We start from the raw sequence: 17,835 nt of genomic DNA, 5'->3' as shown, positions 1-17,835 counted from the left end.
GGCATGAATATTGTCATTTTTGGCGCAAGTGGTGGGACTGGACGCTGTCTTGTAGAACAAGCATTAGCTGCAGGGCATTACGTCACTGTATTGCAACATCACAGTAAAATTCGTAAAACAGACTCACAATTACGCATTTTACAAGGCGATGTTCTCACTTATTTTGATGTAGAAAACGCGATACGTGGGCAAGATGCGGTACTGTGCGCACTAGGTACAAAGAACGTTAAAGGCACAACTGTTTTATCACAAGGAACGCAAAACATTTGCGCAGCCATGAAACGCTTCGGACTGAACCGCTTTATCTGTGAGTCCTCGCTAGGCGTGGGAGATAGCCTAGCGCAAACCAGTTTTTTCTTTCGTTATTTGTTAATGCCGTTTTTTCTACGTCATGTCTTTGCAGACAAAGCAATACAAGAACAAATTATTCAAGACAGTGGCTTAAGACGCTGGGTTATTGTGCGTCCTGCGGCATTAACTAACGGAAAAGCAACAGGACAATATCGCCTAGACGATACAGAGGATACAAGCTTTAAAGGAGGAACTATTTCTCGTGCCGATGTCGCTGCCTTTATGCTACAACAATTAAAAGAAGATACTTACGCTCAAAAAGTGGTGAGTATTGCTTATTAAAGTAAAGCTAATCTAACCTTAATTTTGCGAGATTTATAAAATAAAACACAGACCTGCTAGGTTTTAAAAACCTAGCAGGTCTTTTTTTGTCTGAATCAGAATTCACAGAATTTTCAGAATTAGCAGAATTAAAAACATAATTTTTTATTCTTTTAATTTTCTTGTCTTTTTAATTCTGAAAATTCTGTTAATTCTGAAAATTCTGATTCAGACAAGCTGTTGTTTTTTTTAAAAGAATATCGCCGAACTCAGGTTAAAGTAAAGCTAATTTAACCCTAATTTTGCGAGATTTATAAAATAAAACAGAGACCTGCTAGGTTTTAAAAACCTAGCAGGTCTGTTGGAACGTGCGAAAAGGTTTGACGGACTGGTAGAGGTTATTCTATTGTTTTTCATCAAGATTCACCAGACAATGTTTTAATCTTGTCTGGTGAATCCTCTCCTTAAGCTGTCCATTCAAAAATCCCTTGTTGGCGATTTTTCACGACTTTATCCCAAGGGAAAACTTGCCCATTCATCGTAATAAAAACCCCCGTTGGTAAACACTGTACAGCAGCAATGGCGCAACCTAAATTAAACAAACTGTCTGAATGTTTAAAACGGTACGGTATCATCGAACCTAATAATACGATGGTTTTCGACAACTGACAGTTGGCTAAACAACGCGCTGTTTCTACCATCGTATCAGTACCATGCGTAATAATTAAACGTGTTTCTACTGATTGTGTCGCATGTTGACAGAGCAACGCTCTATCTGCATCGGTCATTTCTAAACTGTCTTTTAAAAAAACACTTTGCACCGTCAACGGTACTCGACAACGTCCTTGTGCTAATAATGCGGGGATATGCGTGCGAGAAAAAATAAGATTACCTGTATTTTCATCATATTGTTTATCTATTGTACCGCCAGCAACTAATAAACGAATGGTCATGTTGAGAGTCCTTTAATACACTGATAGACCGAAATCATCTTATTGATATCCTGATAATAAAGGTAAAACACTTTCAGGAGAGATGGGGCGTAATTTACTGGCATCTTGCAGAATATGACGAATTTGTTGTAACAACGTTTGTTCCGAGAAATGATCTTTTTGGTAAATATTTTCTACATATCCATATAAACGTGCGAGTTGTTCTGCGGTTAAATTTTCAGCGGTTAAAATGATTACTGGCACTGACCGCCATTTATCAATGATGCGTAAACGGGTAACAAATTCAAAGCCATTCATCACAGGCATATTTAAATCAAGTAGAATCAGCGTCGGATTAACATTCTCTATTTGCGCTAACGCAACTTTCCCATTTTCTGCGGTATGAACTTGCCAGCCTTCTGTTTCTAATAAAATCGAAATCCCTTCGCGCATAGATTCATCATCATCAATCACCATCACTGTTTTAGTCTTACCTTGTTGATGACGACCATATTTTTCTAATAAGATAGAGAGTTGATTGCGTTCTATGGGTTTGACTAAATACTCGGTTGCGCCCAGTGAATAGCCTTTTTGTCTATCATCTGTTGCCGAACTGATAATAACGGGGATATTCATGAGTTCATGATCGGCTTTTAAGCGGGCAATTACGTCCCAACCGTTCATTTTCGGCATTAAGATATCCAAGATAATGGTATCTGGACGTAATTTTTTAGCGAGTTTTAATCCCATATCGCCATCACTGGCGGTTGCGACGGCATAGCCTAATTCACATAAGTAATTCTGTAACATTTGTCGGCTAGCTTCATCATCATCAATGACCAAAACAACGCCATCCCCTTCTTTGCTTGGCTCTGTCACACTACTTTCCGCAAGCTGTTGTAACTGTTCAATACTGATTTGTGTGGGTAATTGAATAATAAATTCGCTACCATGTCCGAATTCACTATGAATACTGATATTTCCGCCCAACATTTCGGCAAACTGTTTTGTGATGGCTAATCCTAAGCCTGTACCGCCATATTTGCGCGTGGTTGATGCATCAGCTTGTGTAAAGGGTTGAAAAAGCTTTGCTTGTTGCTCTGGTGTGATACCAATGCCATTATCGGCAATTTTAAAGCTAATCCAATCGGCATTAGCTTCATGATATTGTTGAATAGTAAAGCGAATCTTGCCATTATCAGTGAATTTTGCGGCATTACTGAGTAGATTTAATAACATTTGCCGTAGTTTAGTGGCATCTGTTTGCATCTTACCTAATTCAGAAACCCGCTCAATAATTAAGACATTCTCTTTTTTCTCAACCAGCGGTTTAACCGTACTTTCTACTTCTGCAATTAAGGTATTCAGGTCAACTTCTTCTAAAGAAAATTGCATTTTTCCTGCTTCAATCTTCGATAAATCTAATACATCATTGATAAGTCCTAATAAATGACGACCTGCAACCTGAATTTTATTTAAATCCTCCAAATAATGCGTATGTCCGACCTCGCTGGCTTCCTCATGTAAAATTTCGCTATAACCAATAATGGCGTTTAAAGGCGTGCGTAATTCGTGTGACATATTGGCAAGAAATTGACTTTTCGTCATATTCGCCGCTTCGGCAGCTAACTGTGCTTTTTCGGCGGCTTCTTTAGCGGTTTTCATTGCCTGCTCAACTTGTTTACGCTCGGTAATATCTCGAAAAAGCAACACCGCGCCTGTAATTTCTCCATTTTCTAAAATTGGTGTCACGGTATATTCCACAGGAAAAAAACTCGCATTTTTTCGCCAAAAAACTTCGTCAGTCACTTGATAAGTGTTACCAGTTTGTAACGCTTGATAAATAGGCGATTCCTCAAATAAATAAGGCGTACCATCTGCATGGGCATAATGAATAACTTCATGTTGATGCAAGCCTTTCAATTCTGACGCGCTGTAGCCTAGCATCATTGTTGCTGCTGGGTTAATAAAGGTCGTGCGCCCTGCTAAATCTACCCCATAAATTCCTTCTCCTACTGCTTCCAAAATCAAACGATTTTGCCGACTTAACTGCTCAATTTCGGCAGTCCGTTCTCGCACACGTTGTTCTAACTCATCGCGTGCGGCTTGTAATTCAGCGGTCCGTTTTTGAACTTTGTTTTCTAACTCTTGATTATGCTCACGCTCTTGCTCAATAAAACGTAAATATGAACGAATACGACTGATTAATTGCGGCGCGTCAATGGGTTTGGTTAAATAGTCGGCTGCACCCACTTCAAAGCCTTGACGCTGAAAGTCTTCAGATTTATAAGCCGCAGTGAGAAATACGATGGGAATGTGTTGAGTTTTCTTTAATGAACGAATTAAACGCGCTGTTTCAAAACCATCCATTTCAGGCATTTGCACATCCATGATAATTAAATCAACAGCCTGTTCGGTAAGAATTTCTAACGCAGTTAATCCTGAATTTGCTTCGATAATGAAAGATTCTTGAATATGTTCACTGATTAATGTTCTTAATGTGAACAAATTATTTTTATTATCATCAACAATTAAGATATTCATCATACGGTTGCGCCCTGTATTAAGGGTAGTGTTGAACTTAATCAGGCAGATGAAAAAAGTGCTTCTTTATTCGCTATTAATATAACGGTTTTTCATAAACACGTTATTACGTCCTTTTCTCTTTATTTAAGCGGACTAGCAAAAAGAGAGCAAGAATAAAGAAATTATCTGATGTGGCTAACACTACATATTTTTTATATGGTTATTGTGACAACAGGCAAATTAATGTGTAAATCTTAATGAGCAAGATTACACAGAAATATATCTATTTAACATACGGGCGGATGTTTTTATCTGAATCTGGATTAGCAGGATTAAAAAGATTGATTCATATTGATTGTTGTGTGAAGGATTTTAAATCCTGAAAATCCTGATTCAGACAGTGTTTTAATTAACCTGAGTGTAGCAAGATTCAAAAGTTAAAAGCGGCTTGTTTTTTACCCCCGAACACACGTTGACAAAGGCGAATGTGCATGAATGCTCAATTGTCCTGCTTCTAGCGACCATAGACTGCTGTCGTTAAATGGTACGTGGTTCTCTAATTCATGACTGGTCAGAATAACACTGACATTTTCTGCAACTAAGCGACGAATTAATGAATAAGTTTGTTCTTTTGCTGTCTTATCCATGCTGGCAGTTGGTTCATCTAATAACAGTAAGCGGGGGGATAAAACCCGCGCACGGGTTAAGGCAACGCGCTGCTTTTCTCCGCCAGATAATTGGCGGGCATGGCGATTGGCTAAATGTTCTAATTCTGCCCACGCTAATGCTTGTTTTACTTTAGTCAGGACAGTTTGACGTGGGAGCGATAATTGTCTTAATCCATAGGCAATATTTTCTGTCACGCTCATATCAAATAAATACGGTTGTTGGTGTAAATAAACGGTTTGTGTAATTAAATGAGAACGTGCTTTTTGCCAAGTTTGTGGTTTATCCGTTGTTCCCCAAACGACTTGGGCTTGTTGTGGTGCAAATAACCCCGCGATAACTTTTAATAAAGTCGTTTTACCGCTACCATTTCGCCCATTCAGTACAACACAGCCTTGTGTTGCAATGGTCAATGATGGAATATCTAAAATAAGACGTTTTTGTTGCAGGATTTTTAAGTTTTTCAGGGTCAATAAAGGCATTGTCATGACAACATTTCTCCTTTGCCCTGTAAAAAAATTAAGGAAACATTTAATAATAACGCCAATACTAATAAAACAATGCCTAATGCAATGCCTTGTTCAAACATTCCTTTGCTCGTTTCTAAAGCAATAGCCGTCGGAATATTACGGGTGTAATGCAAAATATTTCCGCCCACCATCATAGAACTGCCAACTTCTGCAATAATCCGACTAAATGCAGCAATACCCGCAGCAAATAAGCCAAAACGCACTTCATACATGAGCGTAAACATCGCTCGATAAGGTTTCGCGCCTAATGTCAATGCAGTTTCCCATGCACGGCGGTCGGCTGATTGAAAAGTTGCATGTCCCATGGCGACTAAAATCGGCACACTCAGACAGATTTGTGCAATTACCATCGCAGTTTGTGTGAATAATAATTTTAAATCGCCCAGCCAACCTTGGCGGGATAGGAGCATATAGACTAATAAACCTACCACCACCGCAGGAAAAGCTAAAAGCACTTGAAACAAGGCAATCCATAAACGACGTGTTGGAAAGTGACTGAATGCTAATAAAAACGCAATGAATAATGAGGGAGGAATCGCAATAGCAATGGCAATAAACGAGACTTTAAACGATGTCCAAATAATCACCCATAAGTCTATATCACCAGAAACTAATAATATCAAAGCATTAAGAATTGTTTCAGATAAGCTACTCATAGATAATATTGATAAAACAACGGAAAAATGCAGAATGCGTTTATTGACTGAATGAAAACACAGTTATCAGTCAATAAACGCATTTATAAAATGATGGGGTTATTTGTCAAAATGAATCGCAGTCGGGATAAATAAGGCTTCATTATTGATTGTAAAATCATGGATAAGCGTTTGTCCCTCAACAGAAGTCAACCAAGCAATAAGACTCATTGCCCCCATATAGTTAATATCTTTAAATTTTTCAGGATTAACCGCCATAACACCGTAAGGATTAAACAAGCGTTTATCACCTTGTACTAATTCAACCAAAGGGCTTTTTGTTTTATAAGCGAGCCATGTTCCTCTATCGACGATGGTATAAGCGGATAATTCGCCAGACATTTGTAAAACTTCACCCATGCCTTGTCCTGCTTCTCGATACCATTCGCCTGTAGGTTTCACCCCTGCTGCTTGCCATAATTCTAATTCTTTCTCATGTGTGCCTGATTTATCCCCACGGGAGACAAAAACAGCTTTTTTGGCTTGAATCTTTTTTAACGCTTCGGCAGCATCGCTTAAGCCTTTAATCCCTGCGGGGTCATCTTTCGCACCAACGATGAGAAAATCGTTATACATCACATCTCGCCGATTTACGCCATGTCCATCTGCGATAAATTTATCTTCAGCTCCACGCGCATGGGCTAAAACAACATCAACATCGCCGTTCTCTCCCATTTTTAAAGCCTTACCTGTACCGACTGCAATCACTTGCACTTTATACCCTGTTTTCTTCTCAAAAGCAGGTAATAAGACCTTTAATAATCCTGAGTTTTCTGTGCTGGTTGTGGTTGAAAGCCGCAAACTGGGCATTGCATCAGTTGCTAACACATTGGCGGTGATAAATAAAAAGACGGCAAATAAGCCATAAGACAGTCGACGTAGCATGTAATTCTTCCTTAACCTTTGGTTAATATGCGTAATCATCATCATTACGCATGATTTATTATGATAACTGTTTAACTTCAATACGGTTTAAATTACGAACCCAACGCGGCGCGCTATAAACATCACTGGTACATAACAACATCAATTGTGCTAATGGCTCATATTCACAGGTATGAATCACATACACAGAGTCTCCGCCTCGCGCGTTAAATATTTCATGCCATGTAAACATAGCGGTATAGCCATCAACTGCCCTTGCAGCAATATAAATCGGCTGACGATATAAGGGTTTATTACTTGTCTTTAACACCGCTTGGGCTAATAAGTCTCGCAACAACACCCCTTTAAAGTGCTGTGTTACCGCCAACACAGTTTTTGTCGTTGCGCAAACAATGGGAAAGTTATGCACTTCATAATGAGGTAATTCTTGCAACGCATCGAAATCTAAGATTAATGGCGTTTCAACTTCTCCACTAATTTGTAGTAGTGGCAAATTGCTTAATGCCGATGATGCTAAGTGTGTTTCTACACGTAAAACTTGTGACATGATAAAACCCCAACTAAGTAGCTAATTTAACCACTAATAATCGTTATCTTAAAAAATAAGCAATGTTAGCCAATTATTTTTATAAGTATTTAATTAGTAAAAAATTAATATAGAAAGCACTTGCACTTTTAATGATTTTACGCGCTATTCGCTAACGTTATTAGCATTGCATAAATATCTAAGTAATACAAGAAAGGAGATAAAAAAATCGTTATTTCAAAATAAGTATAACGCTCTTAAAAGTAGATGATTAACTGAATAATTCGGTTAAAGTAAAAAATTGTTATTTTAAAAAATACAACGAAAAACAAATATGCTTAAAATAATCAGATAACATCTTAATTATTCTGCTTATCTGTGGTCTGTCCTGTGTAAAAACGTGGAAAAAAAGTTTTTACAACTTCACCATCACAAGAAAGTGCATGACAGGTATCTAATAACGCTGGTTTTTTCTCAGGATTCGCGCTCATTTCTTCTTCACGTTTTTCTTTAGTCGCGCCGTAAATTGTTTGAAAAGCGGTTGTTGCGAGGGGGGCGAGGAGTTCTACTAAATGGGTACAGCCTTTGACATCACCGAGTAATGTTTTAACGTGTCGATTCCAGCCTGTTTTGATTTGTAAGCCTTTAAGCAGGGCAAAGCGGGGGGTAATGGCGGGGCAAACGGCAAAAGGAGAAGCATCAATAATGGCTTGTGCATCCTGTATCACAAAATTATCGTCTAATGTTAAGCGTAGTCCTAAACCGTGCAGGGATTCACCTGCTTGGATGCCTCCGCGAAATTTATTCGGAAAAGAATACGTTTTAGTATCAATTAAATAGGCTTCTATGTCCCATAATCCGTCTTCACGATGGTAGCCTGTACATTCAATTTTGCGGGTATGTAAGAGTTGGCGGTTCACTGGTTTAGAAAAAGGCATTGTATTTTTACTGTCTGGCAAAAGTGGTTATGAATACTTATCGTATCATTAATAAAAGGATAGTTTTGTAGCGGGTATCAAAACGACCTTTAATCATTGGATAAAACAAGGGAGGGAAAAAATGGAGTATTTCATTCAAGGTGGTAGCAAGGTTAAGTTGTCCGATACAGATTTTGTTGCGGAGGGGGGAGAGGGAAAAATTTATGTTAAAAACCAAACCGTTTATAAAATTTATACAGACCCATCACGGGTCATGCCTGCCGCTAAAATTCAGGAATTAAGCGCGTTAGACCATCCTAATATTATCCGTCCATTGGCGTTGTTGTTGGACAAAAAGAATATACCTGTCGGGTTTACGATGTTGCAGGCTCAAAATGCGCAATCGTTACCGCGTTTGTTTACCAATGATTTTCGCCAGCAACAAAATATTTCAGATGCCACGATTTTTGCCTTGTTGGAAGAAATGCAGACGACCATTGAATTTATTCATCGGCAACACTGTTTAATCGTAGATGGCAATGAAATGAATTATTTAGTGGATACACAAACATGGGAAAAACCCTATTTTATCGACGTGGATTCGTATCAAACCCCACATTTTCCCGCGACTGCCTTAATGCCTTCTATCAAAGATTATCACACGCAAGGTTTTACACCGTTAACAGATTGGTTTGCATTTGCCATTGTGGCATGTCAATTGTTGGTGGGCATTCATCCGTATAAAGGTAAACATTCAAATTTAAAGGGGTTAGAAAGTCGGATGAAGGCGAATATTTCTATTTTTAACACGGCGGTATCTTTACCCGCTGCGGTGCGCGATTTCGCCATTATTCCAAGTGCGTGGCAAGATTGGTTTATTCGTTTATTTGAAAAAGGCGAACGTCTTGCACCGCCCCGATTATCTGGCAAATTGCCCGCACCTGTCTTGCGGGTGCAGGTGATTCAGGGAACGAATAATTTTATCGTTAGTCTGATTCATGAATATCCAAGCCCAATTTTTGGATACTTTGATTACAATGGCTTAGAAACCATTTTTATAAAAAATTACATTTTTATTAATAAACAGGCATACACAACGCAAAATACTGCCATACAAGTGATTTTTGAACCGCGCAGTTTAACCGCTGTGAGTGCTTGTATTCAGCAACAGCAGCTACAACTAACGGCTTTAGCAACTGGGGAAATATTGGCTTTAAAACTGAATGCGCAGGATTTATTAACGGTTAATAATCAGCTTTATGCGGTGCAGTATGACAAGTTGATTGCCATTCAATTGCGTCAAGTGAATGATAAATTATTAGCGACAAGTGGAACGGTGTGGCAAATCATGCCCCATTCGCATCAGGTTTTTCAGGGATTTATTTATCAAAATGTGCTGGGTAAGCCTTATTTAGTGATTCCGTATCAACAAGCCTGTGCCATTTTAGCCGTGCCTGAATTAGTGGGTTATACAGTGATTCATGGGAAACATGATAAAGGCGTGGTGATGCTCATTGGGCGGAAAAATGGGCAGTATGATGAAATTATCCTGCGTTTTGATGCGGATTATCGTCAATATGATGTGCGTATTTTGGAAAATCGCGATATTTTGGAAAATAATTTTATTACTTTAGACAATGGGGTTGTCATTCATATTCCTGAAGAAGGGGAAATGCATATTTTCCACCGTCAAGCACAAGCCATGAAAACCGTGAAAGACCCCTTTATTCGGACTTCTATGCGTTTATGTCATGTGGGGACAACGGTTTTATTTTATGAAGGTAATAAATTATTTAGTTTAAAAATGAAGTGAAAAATTTTAGATGAATATATTGTTTTTTAAGCACTTGCTCTATAAGACTTATTCATCATGATACTTGCAAAAAACTAATTGTTATTTTTTTATGAACAATTTGCAGGATAAGAAGAAAGACATGAAGAAGGGTGATAAATCGTTTAAAATTGCTGACTCATTGGATGAATTTTTTATGGGAAAAAATGGCGCAATTTTTGCGTTTTTCTCCGTAAAATGATGCTGTTACGACTTTATGAACTGGGCTGACACAACCATTCTTGCTGTATTTTTTTTCTCTACTATCATCGGTTTAGTGCAAGGATTTATTAAAGAAGTACTATCTTTGCTCGCTTGGTTGATAGCAATGGCGATTGCTATCAGCTTTCTCAGTATTTTTGATGAAATACTCTATAAATCAATTCCATATAGTGATTTACGTCTAGGCATTGCATTCAGTGGCATTTTATTAGTAAGCCTTGCGTTATTGCATTGGATGAATGATTTGATAATACAGTCTGTTGGTGAAATACCGCCTACCTTCTTTGAACACTTTCTTGGTAGTTTACTGGGTTTGGCACGCGCTAATGTGGTGATTTTAGCGTTTGTGTTGTTAGCAGGACTCACACAAATTCCCCATTGGAACAGTTGGCAACAGTCTGTACTGATTCCTTTTTTTCAAACGACTGCGTTAATTTTACGCAATCAATTACCTATCTCTATTGCATCACAGTTCAATTTTGAACCTTTGTCTGCTTACAGACCTTATGTACCTTAGTGGAGCCTTTGAAGTATGTGCGGAATCATCGGAATTGTCGGTAAATCTAGTGTTAATCAGGCACTGTATGATGGACTCACCATGTTACAACATCGTGGACAAGATGCGGCGGGTATCGTCACTTGTGAAAATAATCGCTTTCATTTACGTAAGAGTAATGGCTTAGTACAAAATGTTTTCCACACGCGCCATATGATGGATTTGTTGGGTAATGTTGGTATTGGACATGTGCGTTACCCGACAGCGGGCTGTTCTTCTACCGCAGAAGCACAGCCGTTTTATGTAAATACGCCTTATGGAATTGCCTTGGCACATAATGGCAATTTGACCAATGCGGATGCGTTAAAACAAGAGTTATTTCAAGAAGATTTACGTCATATTAATACAGATTCTGACTCAGAAATTTTATTAAATATTTTTGCCCATGAATTACATCGGGCAGGGCGTTCTAGTTTAACGGATAAGGATATTTTTGCGGCTGTGCGGGGCGTGCACCGTCGTTGTCGGGGTGGATATGCGGTTGTTGCTTTAATTATGGGCTATGGCATCGTTGCCTTCCGTGACCCCTACGGTATTCGCCCCTTAGTTTATGGGAAGGCAGAAACGGAACAAGGCACAGAATATATGGTGGCTTCCGAAAGTGTTGCGTTGAATGTATTAGGATTTGATTTGATTGATGATGTTGCCCCTGGTGAAGCGGTTTATATTTCTAATGATGGTCAGTTAAGCAAGCAAACCTGTGCGGATAACCCTGTTTATAGCCCTTGTATCTTTGAATTGGTTTATATGGCGCGTCCTGATTCCTTTATGGATGGGATTTCGGTGTATAAAGCCCGTTTACGCATGGGCAAAGCCTTAGCCAGAAAAATCGAGAATGTTTTTCCTGAGCATGATATCGATGTGGTGATTCCTATCCCTGATACTAGCCGTACTGCAGCCTTGTCTTTGTCGTATCATTTAAATTTGAAATATCGAGAAGGTTTTGTAAAAAATCGTTATATTCCCCGCACATTCATCATGCCTGGGCAACATTTACGGAAAAAATCGGTTAAGCAGAAATTAAACGCCATTAATTTGGAGTTTAAAAACAAAAATGTCTTATTGGTTGATGATTCCATCGTGCGCGGAACAACTGCGAAGCAAATCATCGAAATGGCTCGTCAAGCAGGCGCACGCAAGGTGTATTTTGCCTCTGCCGCGCCCCCTGTGCGTTTTCCCAATGTTTACGGTATCGACATGCCTTCTGTGCATGAACTTTTAGCCCACAACCGCGATGAAGAGCAAATTGCCCGCGAAATTGGTGCGGATAAAGTGATTTATCAAGATTTAGAAGACTTAATTGCTTGTGCGCGTAAAAAAGCAAGTAAGGAAATTTCTCGCTTTGATACTTCTTGTTTTGATGGGGATTATGTAACAGGTGATGTGAATCAGCCTTATTTAGAAAACTTAGAGCGGATGCGCAATGATGCGGCGAAAACGCAACGTGCTAACAAAGAGTCTGCGGAAGTCATTGACTTACATAATGTTGCTTAGTCACATATAGAAAAACTAAGCGTTTACTTGTCGTTATTCTTTTTCCACTTATCGAGACGCATTATTTTTGCGTCTCTCCTTCACTTTAACCTCTGTTTATCTTCTCTTTCCTGTATAAAAAATTGTTCATTTTTGAAAAATTGGGTAATTTAGACTATTTACAATGGATTAACGAAGTTTAATCTTGTATTCATCCCGCTTGTCACTAATTACTTGTAAAATTTATGGTACTTTTTCATATTTCAATCGTTACCGATTATTTTTAAGAAAAAACATAACATTCAAACGGTTAAGCCCGCTTGAGAGACAAGGTGTGAATGATGTTTATAGCCATGCGCAAAAAAATAATGTTTAAAAAAGCACTTGGATTGTGGGTAATCCTTTTTTTATACAGTGCCTATGGTTTTGCAAATGAAAGCGTTACCGTGGAAATTAGCCGCCACAATGTACAAATGAATGAATCGTTTCAAATCACGTTTACGGCAGTTGGTGCTGTGGGGACACCTGATTTTAAACCGCTTAGTCAAGATTTTGAAATTCTCAGCCAAGCCCAAAGTAATCAAGTGTCTATTATCAACCGTCAATACACCAGCCAAATGGTTTGGCGATTAGAATTAATGCCAAAACATACAGGGACATTAACCGTACCAGCCATTAATTTCGGCAATACCAGTAGCACAGCGGCACAAATAGCCGTTACCGCTGAAGTCCCCGCAAGTAGTACAACGACGGAAAAAGCCAAAGATTTATTTTTAGAAGTCGATGCAGAGCCTAAAAATCCTTATGTGCAATCGCAAGTTATTTATACCTTGCGTCTATTTCATGCGGTTGATATTGCTAATGCGAGTTTAACCGACCTGAATCTTGCACAAGGCGATGCTATCGTGCAACGTTTAGGAGAGGATATTAATTATAAAACGCAACGGGATAATAAGGCTTATCGCGTGATTGAACGTAAATATGCGATTTTCCCGCAAAAAAGTGGAGCGTTGCATATAGACCCTTTAATTTTGCAAGCGCAATTATTAGATAATAATCGTTATCCCCGCTCGGCTTTTGATAGTTTTTTCACCCAACAAACAGGCACAACGAAAAAAATTCTTTCTAATCCAATTGATTTAACAGTGCAACCAATTCCCAGTGAATTTTCTGGTACACAATGGTTGCCCGCTAAACAAATCGTGTTGCAAGAAGAATGGTCAACAAATCCCCCCCAGTTTGAAGTTGGCAAACCCATTACGCGCACCATCACTTTAAATGCGAATGGGCTTACCGCAGGACAATTACCTATTTTAGTGAGTAATAATTATTATCCCGCAGATTTAAAAAGTTATCCTGACCAGACCCAACCCACAGAACAGATGACCAGTAGTGGGGCAATTAGTGCTCGCCAAGAAAAAACAGCGATTATTCCGACAAAAGCAGGTCAATATGTTTTGCCCGCTATTTCCGTGTCTTGGTGGAATACCAACACCAACACGATGGAAGTCGCAACGTTACCAGAACAAACTATTAAAGTAGCCCCAAGCGCGACCGCGCCAGAACCTCAACCTGTTCAAACGACTGCCCCCGTAACTGCTTCCACGCCTCCTGTGGTAAATAATGCAACGACACCTGCACCCGTTGTAGCTGCACCCGCGCCCGCGATGACAGTTGAACATTCTATGTTCTGGCAATGGGTGAGTGCGGGTTTAGCAGTTGGTTGGTTATTAACCATCATGGCGTGGATATGGGTGCATTATCAAGCACGACAAATCAAGCAGTTGGTGAAAAATAATCGACAAAATCCATTACAACATTTGCAACAGGCTTGTATGGCTAATGATGCGATACAGGCGAAATCTGCTTTATTAGAATGGGCAAAAATGCAATGGGCAAGTCGTCCGCCTGTCAGTTTAGGCGATATTGGGGTACGTTGTGGCGAGCCTGTTTTACAGGAAATTCAAACATTAAACCGTTTGTTATACAGTCAACAAACCCAAGATTGGCAAGGGAATACGCTCTGGTCAGCAATACAAGCCTATCTTGCTACACAGGTGCAACAACGAAAATCAAAGGCAAACGTCGAACCGTTAGAGCCATTGTTTAAATTATAATCCAACCTGAGTTTGGCGATATTTATAATATAAAACAGAGACCTGCTAGGCTTTGAAAACTTAGCAGGTCTTTTTTTGTCTGAATCAGAATTTACAGAATTAGCAGGATTAAAAAGCGTCATTCACCTGACTTTTTGGTTTGAGGGTTTTATAGTAAACGCACTATAAAACGATGCGAAGGACTGCCAGTCCTAGATTCAAATCACTTTATGGTACGGTTACTATAAATCCTGATTCAGACAAGGTTTTAATCTTGTCTGATAAATCTTGATGAAAAACAAGAGAGTAATCTTTGCCAGTCCTTCAAATCTTTTCGCGTGTTCCGACAGACCTGCTAGGTTTTCAAAACCTAGCAGGTCTCTGTTTTATTTTATAAAAATCGCCAATATCAGGTTTATTTAGCAACGCGGCTGTTTTCACGTTCGGGTAACACCTTACCATCAGCGGTGGTGTTTAACATCCCTTTTAAGTTGATTAAACCCGTCGTATATACATTTTCAACGATTTCTTTAGCCTTTGCGGGGTCTGTGTTGGGCAGGGCGGAAAATGAGCCTTCCCAAATGACTTGAGATTGATTTTTGTCAACAGGTACAACGCTAATGGTTGACATGTAGTTTTGAACGGGTAAAACCTCTGGGACGGTTTTGGTAATGGCGTAACTATACGTCATTTTTTCAGGGTCTTGACTGAGCAATTGTTCAACAATGACAGGATTATCAGGTACATTTAAGGTCAAAATACGGGAAGTAATCCCGCCTGAATTGGCATCGCCACTGATTTCTAGCTGGCTTTTTGCAATGGCTGGATGCCATTTGGGTAAATCGTTGAATCCGCCAATAATACCCCATACTTTTTCGGGTGTTCCACGTACCATCATGGTGGATTTAACTGCCAGTGTGCCGACAACATCAGCGGCAAAGCTGACAGCACTGTTCATACTAAAGGTGACTAGCCCTAAGATAGCTAACCATTTTTTCATTTTGTATTCCTCTAATCGTTTGGTGATGTTTAAATAGGATTCAAACAGAAATCGGTATTTTTCTAGCCTATTTATCAATTTTAGCGTGTTAGTTGTACCGTATAACGGTTTAAACGTAAAGTAATAAACGCTCAGATTTGTGAAATCAAACTTGCTTATTTTCAATGTAATTCATCGTATTAAAATAATTTAAGTCAGAAATAATGTGTTATCAATGGGCTTGTTTGAATTACTAAAGATTAATCTTTAAATAATGAGAATACGGCATAATAATCATCTATCTACTTTCTTTTTGAAGCCTTTCGTAACCGTTGTTTTTAGGAGTTAAAACACAGGGTATGAGTGAAACAATACAGTCTATCATCAAAGAATTGCAGGCGCATATCAGCGAGCAAATTTTAGGACAAGCGTCACTTGTTGAACGTTTATTGATTGCCTTATTAGCCGATGGGCATTTATTGGTTGAAGGTGCTCCTGGTTTGGCGAAAACACGGGCAATTAAAGTATTAAGTGAGGGAATTGAGGGGGATTTTCATCGAATTCAGTTTACCCCTGATTTATTGCCTGCGGATTTAACGGGGACAGAAATCTATCGCCCGCAAGATGCCAGTTTTCAATTTCAACAAGGTCCTTTATTTCATCATTTAGTCTTAGCGGATGAAATTAATCGCGCTCCCGCGAAAGTCCAATCGGCTTTATTAGAAGCAATGGCAGAGCGTCAGATTACTGTTGGGCGTACCACTTATGCATTACCTACTTTATTTTTAGTGATGGCGACACAAAACCCCATTGAGCAAGAGGGCACGTATCCATTGCCAGAAGCACAGCTCGACCGCTTTTTAATGTACGTCAAGATTACTTATCCCGACCCCGTGCATGAAAAATCTATTTTACGTTTAGCGCGTCAAGAAGCGTTGCAAGCTAATGATAGTCATACATCGCGCAAGGTTTGCCCCCGTGTCAGTCAAGCAACGATTTTTGAGGCACGACAAGCTATTTTACAATTGCATTTAGCTGAGGATTTAGAAGATTATTTATTGCAATTAGTCCTTGCAACACGTAATCCGCGCCCGTATGGGGATGATTTGGCAAAGTGGATACAATATGGTGCAAGTCCACGTGCGAGTATTGCCTTAGAACGTTGTGCGCGGGCTCATGCATGGTTAGCAGGTCGGGATTTTGTCGCGCCTGAGGATATTCAAGCGATGGCGTATGATGTTTTACGACATCGGATTTTATTAAATTATGAAGCAGAAGCGGATGGTGTCAGTAGTGACACGGTGATTGCTGAATTGTTAGCACGGATTGCTGTACCTTAAGCCTGATGGCTTTTTTTCAGAAAGGGCATGTCATGTTTTTCCGCAAGCAAACTGTTAGTACAATAAACGCAACACAAACCGCTATGAATGAGCGTGTTGCCGTCAATTTAGCGCAATTAATTCATTTAAATCAATTTGCCACCAGTCTGCAATTGTGGCAAACCCGTAAACCCCATGCAAAACAAATTGGTGGTTATGTATCGCCATTTAAAGGACGGGGCATGGAGTTTGATGAAGCGCGTCCGTATCAAGCAGGCGATGATATTCGAGCGATTGATTGGCGAGTGACAGCACGGACGGGCAAAGTCCATACAAAACTGTTTCGTGAAGAGCGCGAACGCCCCGTTTTTGTTTGGGTTGACCACCGCGCCCCCATGTTTTTTGCGACACGTGGCGTTTTTAAATCCGTATTGGCGGCGCAATTAGCGAGTTTATTAGCGTGGACAGCTCACCAAGCAGGCGACCGTGTTGGCGGACAGATTTTTACAGATACACAGCATCATGAGCTAAAGCCACGACGGGGAAAAACAGCGGTTTTACAATTGCTAAAACAATTAGCTAACACACAAACTCTCACGCAAACCCCACACCCTGAAGCCATTCAATCCGCCTTAGGACGTTTACGCCACGTTGTTCACCCCGCTAGTTTAATTTTTTTAATCAGTGATTTTCGTCATTTAAATGCGTTAGGAGAATCTCACCTTGTCCATTTATCTCGAGATAATCAACTGATGTTGCTTTTTATATCAGACCCATTAGAAGGGCAACTCCCGCCAACAGGTTACTACCGTTTAAGTAATGGCACGCAAGAAGTAAATTTATATACAGGCGATAAACAGATTGTACAAACCTATGAACAACGGTTTATTCTCCATCAAGCCCATCTACAACGCCTTGCTAAACAACACGGTATGCGCTTTATTCCCTGCCAAACAACAGATAATCCTGTACAAATCCTACAACATGCCATGCGCTATTAACGCAATCGTAAAAACTCATCCTCCTGCAAATCCAGATTTTTAACCTATCATAAAGCAGTGGGTCTTTAT

Annotated in this window: 15 protein-coding genes; 7 read left to right on the top strand and 8 right to left on the bottom strand. The window is 39.6% G+C overall.

The genetic code is table 11. The features are described 5' to 3' along the window. Positions 1–3: 3 nt before the first annotated feature. Positions 4–633: an NAD(P)-dependent oxidoreductase gene (locus tag BEGALDRAFT_RS00870; RefSeq protein ID WP_002682705.1), complete on the top strand. Its 630-nt coding sequence runs from the start codon at positions 4–6 to the stop codon at positions 631–633. Positions 634–1,076: 443 nt separating this feature from the next. On the opposite strand, the gene BEGALDRAFT_RS00865 is transcribed toward BEGALDRAFT_RS00870, so the two are convergent. From BEGALDRAFT_RS00865 to BEGALDRAFT_RS00835, 7 genes are all read right to left on the bottom strand, one after another. Next, positions 1,077–1,565 carry an asparaginase domain-containing protein gene (locus BEGALDRAFT_RS00865; protein ID WP_002682703.1) on the bottom strand — a complete coding sequence of 163 codons (489 nt, stop codon included), beginning with the start codon at positions 1,563–1,565 and terminating at the stop codon, positions 1,077–1,079. A 39-nt stretch (positions 1,566–1,604) separates the two neighbouring features. Further along, positions 1,605–4,091: a response regulator gene (locus BEGALDRAFT_RS00860; RefSeq protein ID WP_002682702.1), complete on the bottom strand. Its 2,487-nt coding sequence runs from the start codon at positions 4,089–4,091 to the stop codon at positions 1,605–1,607. 434 nt (positions 4,092–4,525) lie between these two features. Next, complete coding sequence (locus tag BEGALDRAFT_RS00855; protein ID WP_002682700.1) at positions 4,526–5,224, bottom strand: energy-coupling factor ABC transporter ATP-binding protein; 699 nt, start codon at positions 5,222–5,224, stop codon at positions 4,526–4,528. Beyond that, positions 5,221–5,922 carry an ABC transporter permease gene (locus BEGALDRAFT_RS00850; RefSeq protein WP_002682699.1) on the bottom strand — a complete coding sequence of 234 codons (702 nt, stop codon included), beginning with the start codon at positions 5,920–5,922 and terminating at the stop codon, positions 5,221–5,223. Before BEGALDRAFT_RS00850 ends, BEGALDRAFT_RS00855 begins: the two co-directional genes overlap by 4 nt. Positions 5,923–6,021: 99 nt before the next feature. Next, positions 6,022–6,846 (bottom strand): substrate-binding domain-containing protein, encoded by an 825-nt coding sequence (locus BEGALDRAFT_RS00845; RefSeq protein WP_002682696.1) that lies wholly within the window; start codon positions 6,844–6,846, stop codon positions 6,022–6,024. Positions 6,847–6,904: 58 nt separating this feature from the next. Further along, positions 6,905–7,393, bottom strand: coding sequence for a molybdopterin-dependent oxidoreductase (locus BEGALDRAFT_RS00840; RefSeq protein ID WP_002682695.1), 489 nt, complete (start codon positions 7,391–7,393; stop codon positions 6,905–6,907). A 338-nt stretch (positions 7,394–7,731) separates the two neighbouring features. Continuing rightward, entirely contained in the window at positions 7,732–8,310 is a 579-nt protein-coding gene (locus tag BEGALDRAFT_RS00835; protein ID WP_002682693.1) for a DUF2889 domain-containing protein, read from the bottom strand. Between the two features lie 121 nt (positions 8,311–8,431). Between BEGALDRAFT_RS00835 and BEGALDRAFT_RS00830 the strand changes: the two genes are divergently transcribed. From BEGALDRAFT_RS00830 to BEGALDRAFT_RS00815, 4 genes are all read left to right on the top strand, one after another. Continuing rightward, complete coding sequence (locus BEGALDRAFT_RS00830; protein WP_002682692.1) at positions 8,432–10,102, top strand: hypothetical protein; 1,671 nt, start codon at positions 8,432–8,434, stop codon at positions 10,100–10,102. 235 nt (positions 10,103–10,337) lie between these two features. Next, the gene (locus BEGALDRAFT_RS00825) at positions 10,338–10,859 is read left to right on the top strand and encodes a CvpA family protein (protein WP_002682690.1); all 522 of its coding nucleotides are present in this window, start codon (positions 10,338–10,340) and stop codon (positions 10,857–10,859) included. A gap of 15 nt (positions 10,860–10,874) precedes the next feature. Further along, complete coding sequence (gene purF / locus BEGALDRAFT_RS00820) at positions 10,875–12,392, top strand: amidophosphoribosyltransferase (RefSeq protein ID WP_002682687.1); 1,518 nt, start codon at positions 10,875–10,877, stop codon at positions 12,390–12,392. A gap of 332 nt (positions 12,393–12,724) precedes the next feature. After that, on the top strand, positions 12,725–14,488 hold the full coding sequence (locus tag BEGALDRAFT_RS00815; RefSeq protein WP_157237526.1) for a BatD family protein: 1,764 nt from the start codon (positions 12,725–12,727) through the stop codon (positions 14,486–14,488). A 394-nt stretch (positions 14,489–14,882) separates the two neighbouring features. Here BEGALDRAFT_RS00815 and BEGALDRAFT_RS17680 read toward each other — a convergent pair whose 3' ends face one another. Further along, positions 14,883–15,467, bottom strand: coding sequence for an SRPBCC family protein (locus BEGALDRAFT_RS17680; protein WP_002682684.1), 585 nt, complete (start codon positions 15,465–15,467; stop codon positions 14,883–14,885). Between the two features lie 338 nt (positions 15,468–15,805). Here BEGALDRAFT_RS17680 and BEGALDRAFT_RS00805 point away from each other — a divergent pair, with 338 nt between their 5' ends. Together BEGALDRAFT_RS00805 and BEGALDRAFT_RS00800 are read left to right on the top strand one after the other, a co-directional pair. After that, complete coding sequence (locus tag BEGALDRAFT_RS00805) at positions 15,806–16,786, top strand: AAA family ATPase (protein WP_002682682.1); 981 nt, start codon at positions 15,806–15,808, stop codon at positions 16,784–16,786. Between the two features lie 32 nt (positions 16,787–16,818). Continuing rightward, positions 16,819–17,766 (top strand): DUF58 domain-containing protein, encoded by a 948-nt coding sequence (locus BEGALDRAFT_RS00800; protein ID WP_002682681.1) that lies wholly within the window; start codon positions 16,819–16,821, stop codon positions 17,764–17,766. Positions 17,767–17,835: the final 69 nt, after the last annotated feature.

It is taken from the genome of Beggiatoa alba B18LD (assembly GCF_000245015.1).
GTDB classification, from domain to species: domain Bacteria; phylum Pseudomonadota; class Gammaproteobacteria; order Beggiatoales; family Beggiatoaceae; genus Beggiatoa; species Beggiatoa alba.
This window is presented reverse-complemented; position numbering and strand designations above follow the sequence as displayed.

What these genes read in the sequence shown, in the direction of transcription:
- BEGALDRAFT_RS17680 (WP_002682684.1), bottom strand. Translation starts at nt 15,467, where the DNA reads ATGAAAAAATGGTTAGCTATCTTAGGGCTAGTCACCTTTAGTATGAAC.
- BEGALDRAFT_RS00870 (WP_002682705.1), top strand. Translation starts at nt 4, where the DNA reads ATGAATATTGTCATTTTTGGCGCAAGTGGTGGGACTGGACGCTGTCTT.
- BEGALDRAFT_RS00860 (WP_002682702.1), bottom strand. Translation starts at nt 4,091, where the DNA reads ATGATGAATATCTTAATTGTTGATGATAATAAAAATAATTTGTTCACA.
- BEGALDRAFT_RS00845 (WP_002682696.1), bottom strand. Translation starts at nt 6,846, where the DNA reads ATGCTACGTCGACTGTCTTATGGCTTATTTGCCGTCTTTTTATTTATC.
- BEGALDRAFT_RS00835 (WP_002682693.1), bottom strand. Translation starts at nt 8,310, where the DNA reads ATGCCTTTTTCTAAACCAGTGAACCGCCAACTCTTACATACCCGCAAA.
- BEGALDRAFT_RS00830 (WP_002682692.1), top strand. Translation starts at nt 8,432, where the DNA reads ATGGAGTATTTCATTCAAGGTGGTAGCAAGGTTAAGTTGTCCGATACA.
- purF (WP_002682687.1), top strand. Translation starts at nt 10,875, where the DNA reads ATGTGCGGAATCATCGGAATTGTCGGTAAATCTAGTGTTAATCAGGCA.
- BEGALDRAFT_RS00800 (WP_002682681.1), top strand. Translation starts at nt 16,819, where the DNA reads ATGTTTTTCCGCAAGCAAACTGTTAGTACAATAAACGCAACACAAACC.
- BEGALDRAFT_RS00850 (WP_002682699.1), bottom strand. Translation starts at nt 5,922, where the DNA reads ATGAGTAGCTTATCTGAAACAATTCTTAATGCTTTGATATTATTAGTT.
- BEGALDRAFT_RS00865 (WP_002682703.1), bottom strand. Translation starts at nt 1,565, where the DNA reads ATGACCATTCGTTTATTAGTTGCTGGCGGTACAATAGATAAACAATAT.
- BEGALDRAFT_RS00815 (WP_157237526.1), top strand. Translation starts at nt 12,725, where the DNA reads ATGCGCAAAAAAATAATGTTTAAAAAAGCACTTGGATTGTGGGTAATC.
- BEGALDRAFT_RS00805 (WP_002682682.1), top strand. Translation starts at nt 15,806, where the DNA reads ATGAGTGAAACAATACAGTCTATCATCAAAGAATTGCAGGCGCATATC.
- BEGALDRAFT_RS00855 (WP_002682700.1), bottom strand. Translation starts at nt 5,224, where the DNA reads ATGACAATGCCTTTATTGACCCTGAAAAACTTAAAAATCCTGCAACAA.
- BEGALDRAFT_RS00825 (WP_002682690.1), top strand. Translation starts at nt 10,338, where the DNA reads ATGAACTGGGCTGACACAACCATTCTTGCTGTATTTTTTTTCTCTACT.
- BEGALDRAFT_RS00840 (WP_002682695.1), bottom strand. Translation starts at nt 7,393, where the DNA reads ATGTCACAAGTTTTACGTGTAGAAACACACTTAGCATCATCGGCATTA.